Origin of the sequence: Streptomyces sp. NPDC006798, assembly GCF_040635975.1 — a bacterium.
Lineage (GTDB): Bacteria > Actinomycetota > Actinomycetes > Streptomycetales > Streptomycetaceae > Streptomyces.
Genome location: NZ_JBEYIS010000022.1, coordinates 111,448 through 120,248, shown reverse-complemented (window position 1 = coordinate 120,248; position 8,801 = coordinate 111,448). Strand labels below are relative to the sequence as shown.

At 72.6% G+C, this 8,801-nt stretch carries 9 protein-coding genes and 1 riboswitch; of the genes, 4 read left to right on the top strand and 5 right to left on the bottom strand.

The genetic code is table 11. The annotated features are described in order from the left end of the window. Positions 1–128: 128 nt before the first annotated feature. Together ABZ714_RS17490 and ABZ714_RS17485 are read right to left on the bottom strand one after the other, a co-directional pair. Positions 129–1,712, bottom strand: coding sequence for an alpha/beta hydrolase (locus tag ABZ714_RS17490; protein ID WP_358826109.1), 1,584 nt, complete (start codon positions 1,710–1,712; stop codon positions 129–131). Positions 1,713–1,930: 218 nt separating this feature from the next. Continuing rightward, on the bottom strand, positions 1,931–2,596 hold the full coding sequence (locus ABZ714_RS17485) for a TetR/AcrR family transcriptional regulator (RefSeq protein WP_358826104.1): 666 nt from the start codon (positions 2,594–2,596) through the stop codon (positions 1,931–1,933). Positions 2,597–2,907: 311 nt separating this feature from the next. Between ABZ714_RS17485 and ABZ714_RS17480 the strand changes: the two genes are divergently transcribed. Continuing rightward, on the top strand, positions 2,908–3,831 hold the full coding sequence (locus ABZ714_RS17480) for an ABC transporter permease (RefSeq protein ID WP_358826103.1): 924 nt from the start codon (positions 2,908–2,910) through the stop codon (positions 3,829–3,831). Between the two features lie 392 nt (positions 3,832–4,223). Here the strand turns inward: ABZ714_RS17480 and ABZ714_RS17475 are convergent, their stop codons facing one another. Next, positions 4,224–4,496 (bottom strand): type II toxin-antitoxin system Phd/YefM family antitoxin, encoded by a 273-nt coding sequence (locus ABZ714_RS17475; protein ID WP_358826102.1) that lies wholly within the window; start codon positions 4,494–4,496, stop codon positions 4,224–4,226. A gap of 217 nt (positions 4,497–4,713) precedes the next feature. On the opposite strand from ABZ714_RS17475, the gene ABZ714_RS17470 reads away from it, so the two are divergent. The 3 genes from ABZ714_RS17470 to ABZ714_RS17460 all read left to right on the top strand — a co-directional run bounded on the left by ABZ714_RS17470 (position 4,714) and on the right by ABZ714_RS17460 (position 6,659). Further along, positions 4,714–5,349: an ATP-dependent Clp protease proteolytic subunit gene (locus ABZ714_RS17470; RefSeq protein WP_358826101.1), complete on the top strand. Its 636-nt coding sequence runs from the start codon at positions 4,714–4,716 to the stop codon at positions 5,347–5,349. Then, the gene (locus tag ABZ714_RS17465; RefSeq protein ID WP_358826100.1) at positions 5,346–5,666 is read left to right on the top strand and encodes a hypothetical protein; all 321 of its coding nucleotides are present in this window, start codon (positions 5,346–5,348) and stop codon (positions 5,664–5,666) included. The genes ABZ714_RS17470 and ABZ714_RS17465 overlap by 4 nt, the downstream gene beginning before the upstream one ends. A gap of 348 nt (positions 5,667–6,014) precedes the next feature. Beyond that, a riboswitch (cyclic di-AMP (ydaO/yuaA leader) is annotated at positions 6,015–6,176 on the top strand. Positions 6,177–6,179: 3 nt separating this feature from the next. After that, on the top strand, positions 6,180–6,659 hold the full coding sequence (locus tag ABZ714_RS17460) for a C40 family peptidase (RefSeq protein ID WP_358826099.1): 480 nt from the start codon (positions 6,180–6,182) through the stop codon (positions 6,657–6,659). Between the two features lie 113 nt (positions 6,660–6,772). Here the strand turns inward: ABZ714_RS17460 and ABZ714_RS17455 are convergent, their stop codons facing one another. Then, positions 6,773–7,255, bottom strand: coding sequence for an ATP-binding protein (locus ABZ714_RS17455; RefSeq protein ID WP_358826098.1), 483 nt, complete (start codon positions 7,253–7,255; stop codon positions 6,773–6,775). A 259-nt stretch (positions 7,256–7,514) separates the two neighbouring features. Next, positions 7,515–8,705 carry an 8-amino-7-oxononanoate synthase gene (locus ABZ714_RS17450; protein ID WP_358826097.1) on the bottom strand — a complete coding sequence of 397 codons (1,191 nt, stop codon included), beginning with the start codon at positions 8,703–8,705 and terminating at the stop codon, positions 7,515–7,517. Positions 8,706–8,801 lie beyond the last annotated feature (96 nt).

Sequence of the window (8,801 nt, the reverse complement as noted above, 5' to 3'; positions counted from 1 at the left end):
TGGAGGTGCCCGCCAAGTCCCTGCCCTCCCTGGTGGACTGGGCGCTGAAGGAGGCGCGGCTCGGGCAGCCGAAGCTGTCCGGCGCCGGAATCCGGCGGATCACGGGGCCGCTACGACATCCGTATCCGCTACGGCTTCGGCGCCGCGTGCGGGTCGCAGATCACATCGCGGCTGTCCAGGGTGCCCTTCAGCAGATAGGCGTCCACCCGCTGGTTGACACACGGGTTGGTGATCCCGGTGACACCGTGCGAACCGGCGTTCTTCTCCAGGATCAGCCGGGAGCCCTTGAGCCGCTTCTGCAACTCGTAGGCACCCGCGACCGGGGTGGCCGCGTCCCGCTCGGCCTGGACGATCAGCACACCGGGCAGACCCTTGCCGGGCCGGACGTCCACGGCCTGGTGCTGCTTGGACTGCCAGGTCGAGCACGGCAGGTTCATCCAGGCGTTGGCCCAGGTCATGAACGGGTAGTCCTTGTGGAGCCGGGTGTTGTCCCGGTCCCAGGTACGCCAGTCGGTGGGCCACTTGGCGTCCGCGCACTCGACGGCCGTGTAGACCGCGTTGCCGTTCTCGGCGCGGGCGTTGCCGGCCGTGTCCGTCAGATCCGGGGCGGCGGCGTCGATCAGCGGCTGGGCGTCACCGGCGACGTACTTGCTCCAGATCCGGGCGACCGGCGCCCAGGAGGAGTCGTAGTAGGGGGCGCTCTGGAAGAAGGAGATCAGCTCGGCCGGTCCGACGACCCCGCCGAGCGGGGCCTTCTTCGCGGCGGCGCGCAGCTTCTGCCACTGGGCCTCGACCGCGGCCGGGGTGGCGCCGATGCCGTAGGTGGCGTGGTTGGCCGCCACCCACTCCTTCCAGTCGTTCCAGCGCATCTCGAAGGCGACGTCCTGGTCCAGGTTGGCCTGGTACCAGATCTTCTCGCGCGACGGGTTGACGACGCTGTCGACGACCATCCGGCGGATGTGGCCGGGGAAGAGTTCGGCGTACACGGCGCCGAGGTAGGTGCCGTACGAGACACCGAGGAAGTTCAGTTTCCGCTCACCGAGAGCGGCCCGGATGACATCCAGGTCGCGCGCGGTGTTGGCGGTGGTCATATGCGGCAGCATCCAGCCGCTGCGCTCGGCACAGCCCTCGGCGTACTCGTACGCCAGCTTCCGCTGGGCGCGCTTGTCGGCCTCGGAGTCGGGCACCGGGTCGGCCTTGGGCGCCTTGACGAACTCCTGGGGGTCGACACAGGAGATCGGGGTGGAGCGGCCGACACCGCGCGGGTCGAAGCCAACGAAGTCGTACGCCTTGGAGGTGTTCACCCACAGCGGGTTCTTGCTGGTGACCCGGACCGGGAAACGCAGCCCGGAGCCGCCGGGGCCGCCGGGGTTGTAGATCAGGGCGCCCTGGCGCTCGGCCGGGGTGCCGGTGTGGCCGATCCGGTCGACGGTGAGGGTGATCTGCCGTCCGTGCGGGCGCTTGTAGTCGAGCGGGACGGTGACCGTGCCGCACTGGATGGGCTTGGGCAGCCCCCAGTCGGTGGGACAGTCCGCCCAGTCGATGCCTTCGTCGGCGGCCCGTTCGGCGGCGATCCGGGCGCCGCGCGCCTCGGCCGCGCCGCCACGGGCGGAGTCGGACCGTGCGGTGTCGGCGCGGCCGGAGTCGGACCGGCCCGGGTCGGCGCTCGCGACCGGCGTGGATATCGCCCCCGCGACGAGGATCCCCGCCATCAGAGTGCCGGCCGAGCCGAGCACTGCCGTGCGTCTCACGGAGAACTCCCCCTTTCCGTTGTCGAGTTCTCCGGAGGATCCTTTCGTCCGGGGGCCGTTCCGAACAGATCGCACAGGCGTTTCTTTACCGAACCAATAACCGGTGCGTTATGTACCGCTGAGCGGTACGGGGTGCGGGCGGGCGGTACGGACCGCGCGGAAGGCCGCGCGGGGCGGTGTTACGGCGTCCCGGACGCGGCGTCTCCCTCGACGGGCGGGCCGTTCCCTTCGACGGGCGGGCGCTCCATCGATATCAGGGCGCCCAGCCCGTTCTCCAGCATCTCGACGCTGACACCGCCGAACAGCGCCTGCTGGGTGATGAATCCCTGGGCGGTGGCGATGAGCGTACGGGCCACGTGGTCGGCCGGGGGCCCCTCGGGCATCAGCCCCCGGGCCCGGTAGGCGTCGACGAGTACGGTCCAGGACGCGCGGAGGCCCGCGTACCGCTCGTGCAGTACGGCCGCTATCCGGTCATTGCGGAGGGTCTCGGTCCATACCTGGACGACGAGGCGGGCGAGCGCCTGCTCGTCCTCCCCCGGCAGATGCTCCCGGAGTACCCGGCGCATCACCCGGCCGAGCAGGATGTCCGGGGTGGGCGGCGGATCCATCGCGGCCGCGCCCTCGAACGCGGCCCTGATTCCGGTGAAGACCTCGTCGGCGATGGCCTCGATCAGCTCGTCCTTGCTGCCGAAGTAGCGATAGACGGCACCGGCCGAGAGGCCCACCTCGGTCAGGACGTCCTGCATGGACGTGGCGTGGAAGCCGTTGCGGGCGAAGCAGCGGCCCGCGCCGTCGAGGATCTGCCGACGCCGGGCGTCGAGGTGCTGCTGGGAGACGCGTGCCATGCGGCCCAACTTAAAACGAACGTTCCTTCTTGACAAGCTCGCGCCGACCGTCACACAGTGGCATTAAAGAAAAACGAACGATCCTTCTTTTTGTGTTCCGGTACGCACCCGGCTCGGCCCGCCCGTCGGCCCGCCGGGCGGCCGCCCGGTGAAACGAGGTCTCCGTGTCCCCGGCAGCCGCTACGCCGTCTTCCCCGACCCCTCCGTCCTCGCCTTCCTCCCCGGCCCCACAATCCCCACCGCCCCCTCCGGGTCACGGCGTCCCGTGGACCCGGCGCTCGGCCGCCGTACTGCTCCTGGTCCCGGTCGTCGTGGCGGCCACCCTGTGGGCCTTCGCCTGGCCCGGAGCCCGTACGGCCCCGCGTGAGCTGCCCGTGGCCGTGGCGGGACCGGCCGCCGCGGCCGAGCAGGTGACCCGGGGCCTCGAACAGCGGGACGGCGCCTTCGACATCAGCCGTTACGAGGACGAGGCGGCGGCCCGGACCGCGATCGAGGACCGCGACGTGTACGGCGCGGTGGTCGCCGGGCCGGATGGAATACGGCTGCTCACCGCGTCGGCGGCGAGCCCCGCGGTGGCCGCGCTGCTCCGGGAGGCCGTCGCCGCGGGCGGGGGCGGGGGCGGGAAGCGGCCCGTCGAGACGGTGGACGTGGTGCCGGCATCCGCCGCCGACCCTCGGGGCGGCGCGCTGGCGGCGAGCGTGCTGCCCCTTTCGACGGCCGGGATCGTCACGGCCGTCCTGGTGACCCTCCTGGGGCTGCGCGGGGCCCGGGCCGTGGTGACGCTCGTGGCGGCGGCGGCCGGGGGCGGTGTGGTGACCGCCCTCGTCACCCACTCCTGGCTCGGAATACTCACCGGCTCGTGGTGGGGCGAGGCGGCAGCGGCGGGCCTGACCGTACTGGCGATCGCGGCGGCCTCGGCGGGCCCGGCCGCGCTTCTCGGGCGGGCGGGGCTGGCGGCGGGCAGTGTGCTGACGGTGCTCATCGGCACCCCGTTCTCGGGCGCGGCGAGCGCGCCCGAACTGCTGCCCGAACCGATGGGAGCGCTTGGCGCGCTGCTGCCGCCGGGCGCGGGCACGCGGCTGATCCGCTCCCAGGCGTACTTCGAGGGCGCGGCGTCCACGGGCCCGCTGCTGATTCTCACGGCGTGGGCGGCACTGGGCCTGACAGCCGTACTCCTCGGAGCGCGGCGGAGTCGCCCGCCGCTGGGCCCGCGCGCGGTGGAGACGCCGCGCTAGTCCGGGCTGCCCGCACAGTTCCGCCGCCGATGCCCCTCGACAACGGGGGACCCCGGCATCTTGGCTCTCCGGGTGAGGCCCACGCCACCCGCCCGGCCGGGCAAGTGTTGTCGGGCGACCGCGCGCCGTCGGTGGTTGCTCGCGCAGTTCCCCGCGCCCCCTAAACGCTCTCCCCAACACCGCCGCCGAGAAAAGGGGGACCCGCCTCTCTGCGAGGGCGGTCAGGAGAGCAACCAGGGGCTCGGGGAACTGCGAGACCAGCCAGCCACGGGCCGCAGACCGCGGACAAGGCCGGGCTGCCGGGCACGGCCCGGGTTGTCGCCGGTGCTCGGGAGGGCCGAGGCGCGGCACACATACGAAGGCGAGGCCTCTCCGGGGCGCGGCGTCGGAGGCTAGTCGCGGTGTTCGGCTGTGAGGCCGAAGCGGGTGCGGGGCGGGTGGCCGGGCGGGGACGCCGGGCCGAGGGACGAGACCGAGGAGATCACCTGCTCGTCCGCCTCCGCCGCGTCCCGCTCCTCCAGCCGCGCGAGGTCGTCGGCGGAGACCAGGGCCACGAGCGGCTTGCCGTGCCGGGTCACGACGACGCGCTCGCCGCCGTACACCACACGGTTGATCAGTTCGGCCAGCTCGGCACGGGCTTGCGTCACCGGAATCTCGTAGGCCATGCCTCTCAGCTTAATCGGCGGCGCCCGGTGCCACCCGGCGCCGGGCGCCGTCCCCGGGCCCGTACGCCACGCCGGCCGCCCGCCCCCGCTCGCCGAGGGCGAAATCGCCGCCCCGACCAGGGGATTCGTTCGGTGATTCCCGGTCGACACCCTCCCGATGAACTGTACGTCCTGTACATTTTTTACAGACGACAGGACCCGAGGAACGAGGTACGCCATGACCAGCCGTCCCGCCGCCCGCTATGTCCTTCCCCAGCTCACCGAGCGGACCGGCCGGGGCGTCCGGACCATGGATCCGTACAGCAAGCTGCTGGAGGAGCGGATCATCTTCATCGGCACCCCGGTGGACGACACGGCGGCCAATGACGCGATCGCCCAGTTCCTCCATCTCGAACACGCCGACCCGGACCGGGACATCGCTCTCTATCTCAACTCCCCCGGCGGCTCGCTCAGTGCGGCGCTGGCGGTCTACGACACGATGCAGGTGATCACCTGCGATGTGGAGACGACCTGTATCGGCCAGGTCGCCGCGGCGGCCGCCCTGTTGCTCGCGGCCGGGGCGCCGGGGAAGCGGATGGCGCTGCCGGGCGCGCGGATCGTGCTGCGGCAGCCCGCCCTCGACGAGCCGATGCGGGGTATGCCGTCCGATCTGGAGATCGAGGCACGGGAGCTGCTGCGCCAACGGGCCCTGACGACGGAGCTGCTGGCCCGGCACACCGGCCGGACCGAGCCGGGGATCACGGCCGATCTGGAGCGCGATCTCTTCCTGGACGCGGCGGGCGCGAAGGAGTACGGCCTGGTGGACCATGTGATCGACAGCCGGAAGAGCTCTCGGCCCGGCGGCTCGCGATGACCCCTTCCGTACCTCGCCCCGAGCTTCCGCCGCTGCCCGCGCTCACCCGCGCCGAGGGGGAGTTGCTCGACGCCTATCTCGCCGTCGCCGATCTGGTGGGCCGGATCAATCCGGCCCGCTCGGAACAGACCTACGGCGCCCTGCGGGCCGCCCAGGCCCTGGTGGCGCGGGCGATCGAGCTCCGGGACGCCCTGACGCTGATGCATCACCGGGGAGAGAGCGAGTTGCATACCGCGACTCTCGCGGACGCCCTGCGCGTACTCGACGGCGAAAGGCGGACATTCCGGGTCACGATCCCGAAACCGCCGTCGCGCTGACGCCCCGTCGACCGTCCGTCAACCGCCGTTCGAGTGGGATAACTCCTCCCTCGATCGGTGGAGTCGAACCGCGGGTAACGACTACGGTCGAGTTGCGCCGGACCGACGATCCCTCTACCGGAAAGTCCTATCCCCGGCCTGGTGAGCGGCCCTTCGGGTGTCCACGGAGACGCGCCGCGCCGGTCCGATTCATACGAACGGCGCATTCGTGGCGAAACTCACATATCGCCGTTTTGGCTTCGAAATCCGGCACTTGATGGGTCAAGATCCGTGGGACGACAAGCCCCCGTCACCTCGGCGGGGCGGTCCGGGCGGACGCCGAGTCCTGCCGCTGTCCCGGATGACTGGTCGACAGAAGTGCATTCGGCAGGAGTGGAGGACCCAGGCAGTACGGGACGGCCGGAGCGATCGATCCGGAAGTCCCTCGGGGTGAAGCCGCGCCAGCGGCCGGGCACCTTCGTCCGCCCGAACCCGACAGGTCATCCTTCACAGGCGGCTGACGAAGGGTTGCGCATGAGTGCGCAGATGAACGTCCCGTCCCTGCTCGGCCGGGCGGGCACCGTGTCCGCCCTGACGATCGCGGCGCTCGGTGCCTCGATGGTCGTACCGGGCGGCACGCCGGAGGCGCAGGCCGCCGCCACGGCGCACGCGGGCAAGGCTTTGAAGGTCGCCGCGTCCAAGAAGGGGGCACCGTACAAGTACGGCGCGGCGGGCCCGTCCCGCTTCGACTGCTCGGGGCTGACGGTCTACTCGTACAAGCAGGCGGGGAAGAAGCTCCCGCGGACCGCGCAGCAGCAGTACAACAAGACCCGCAAGATCTCCGTGAAGTCGCGCCAGGCCGGAGACCTGGTCTTCTTCCACGGCAGCGGCGGTGTCTACCACGTCGGGATATATGCCGGGAAGGGGAAGATCTGGCACTCGCCCAAGCGGGGTTCCTGGGTGAAGCTGGACAAGATCTGGACCAAGAGCGTGTCGTACGGACGCGTCAAGTGACGCTCCGGCGGAGCTGAGTCGCGTAGCGGCCCCGGGGGGGGGATCCTCTCCGGGGCCGCCGCGTGTCCGGGCGGCCCCGGGGCGCGCCGCCCGTACCGTGGCGAGCCGGTGCCCTACGGCTCACCGGGCCCGCGGGCCCGGCCCCGGTCCTGATACCGGACGGCCCCGTCCCGGGCCGTCGGGGCCCACGGCAGGGCGACCCAGACGGTCTTGCCGCCGTCCGGGGTCGGTGTGACCGTCAGCCGCCCGCCGCTGTGCGCGGTGAGGCTGCGGACGATGACCATCCCCCGCCCGTTGTCCTGCCGGACGGCGGCGGGCAGCCGCTGCGGCCGGCGCGGATGGCTGTCCGTCACGCCGATCCTCAGCTCCTCGTCGCGCTCCAGCAGCAGATCGACGGTGAAGGTGGGCGACTGGCCGAAGGTGTGCTGGACCGCGTTGGTCGTCAGTTCGGAGACGATCAGCCGGATGGTGTCGGCCATGTCCCCGCCGGGCGGCAGTCCCCACTCGGTGACGACATCGGTGACATGTCCGCGTGCCACGGACACCGACCCGGGGTCGCTCGGCAGAGTGATCGAACTCTCCAGCAGATCCGCCATGGCGACGCCGTCCCTTCCCAGCCGCGGCCGTGCCTCGGCCGCGCCTCCGACGTCCCGGTCCCCCGGCTCCCGGCGGCCCGGGGCGGGGCCGCGCGGACGGCTTCGGCGGGGCGCCGAGCGTCGGACTGCCCCTCATCCTGCCGCCGCAGGCACGATCCGCCAAGATCTGTGGACAACTGTCGCCCGAAGCGGTGAACTCTGCTACGCAAGACCGTTTTTGGCCATACCCATACGCAAATGTCCGGCCTCGGTCCGCCGTTCAGCTCTCCGGAGCCGCCCGGACGGGTGTCCGGCCCGGGGGCAGCGCCTCGGGCGGAGCGGTGGCGATCACCGTGGCGACCGCGGCGGCGATCTGCCCGTCCGTCAGATCGGCCCGGGCGGTCAGCCGGATCCGGGAGACCCCGTCCGGTACCGACGGGGGCCGGAAGCACCCGACCTGGAGCCCCGCCGTCCGGCAGTCGGCGGCCCAGCGGACGGCTGCCGCGGGCGAGGGGGCCCGTACCGACACCACCGCCGCGTCGGGCCGCGCGGCGGTCAGCCCCGCGCCGGTGAGCCGGGCGTACAGCTCGGCGGCGACCGCGCGGACCCGGTCGGCGCGGCCCGGCTCCCGTTCCAGCAGCCGCAGCGACGCCCGGGCCGCGCCCACGGCCGCCGGGGCGAGCCCGGTGTCGAAGATGAACGTCCGCGCGGTGTTGACCAGATGGGCGATGACCCGGGCCGGGCCGAGCACCGCGCCGCCCTGGCTGCCCAGGGACTTGGAGAGCGTCACGGTCGCCACCACGCCCGGGTGTCCGGCGATCCCGGCGGCGTACGGCGTACCGCGCCCGCCAGGACCGAGGACGCCGAGCCCGTGCGCGTCGTCCACCAGCAGCGCCGCGCCGCGCCCGGCGGTGATCGCGGCGAGTTCGGCCAGCGGTGCCGCGTCGCCGTCGACGGAGAAGACCGCGTCCGTGACGACCAGCGCCCGGTAGCCGGGATGGGCGTCGAGGATCTTCCGTACGGCCGTGGGGTCGCCATGGGCGGCGATCTCGGTCTCCGCCCTGGCGAGTCGGCAGCCGTCGACGATCGAGGCGTGGTTGGCGGCGTCCGAGACGATCAGCGAACCCGGTCCGCCGAGCGCCGTGACGGCGGCCAGATTGGCGGCGTAGCCGGAGGCCAGTACGAGGGCGGCCTCGAAGCCGCAGAACGCGGCGAGTTCGCGTTCCAGGGCGGCGTGCGCGGTGGTGCTTCCGGTGACCAGCCGCGAGCCGGTGGCGCCCGCGCCCCAGCGGTGCGCGGCGGCGGCAGCGGCGGCCACCACCTCGGGATGCCGGGTGAGGCCCAGATAGTCGTTGCCCGCGAGATCGAGCGTCTCCGGGTCGGCGGGGCGCGGCCGGAGCGCGCGGACGAGCCCGGCGCGCTCCCGGCGCGCGGCCTCCTCGTCGAGCCAGTCGAAGGGGTCATCGGGCATCTGTCGCGCTCCCCCGCTCGTTCCCGTGGGTTCCGCCGCCGGGCGGTCGTGGCCGCCGGGCGGCGCTGTTCGGGCGTCCGTCGTCGACTGCTTCCT